Source organism: Paludifilum halophilum (genome assembly GCF_002245355.1).
GTDB classification, from domain to species: Bacteria; Bacillota; Bacilli; order Thermoactinomycetales; family DSM-45169; genus Paludifilum; species Paludifilum halophilum.
Genome location: NZ_NOWF01000080.1, coordinates 1 through 450 on the forward strand (window position 1 = coordinate 1; position 450 = coordinate 450).

At 44.9% G+C, this 450-nt stretch carries 1 protein-coding gene; it reads left to right on the plus strand.

The features are described from left to right. Nucleotides 1-37: 37 nt before the first annotated feature. A partial coding sequence (locus CHM34_RS19635; RefSeq protein WP_206093849.1) for a hypothetical protein occupies nt 38-450 on the plus strand: 413 nt, incomplete at its 3' end.

Sequence of the window (450 nt, forward strand, 5' to 3'; positions counted from 1 at the left end):
GTTCCATAGGGTAAACGGTCACACCACCCTCAGATGCATGAAACTGAAAGACTATGTGCAAGACCTCATTGATCAGAAGGAAATCACTGTTGGTGCCCAAACCTCTCCCAATGCAGGCTTACAGATTTATCAAAATGCTTTTCCTCCACACAACAACCAAAATCCTAGAAAAGCACCTATCCAAAACCACACCAACAACCGCCAGCCAAACCAACAGCATGGGAAGAACAATGACCACACTTCATCCTATATAGACTATGATAGCCTTATAGGTTGTATATCTGAGAAAGAGCCTTCTGTCAATGTTATCAATATCCGAGGACCAGACAATGAGTGTGCGGTCACCACTCGAAGAGCGCGATTTAACATCGCAGGCCCACTAGTTTCATCAACACCATCAGCTCCATCAAAATGCCGGTACAATATCTTGGAACACCTTGGGAACATGCC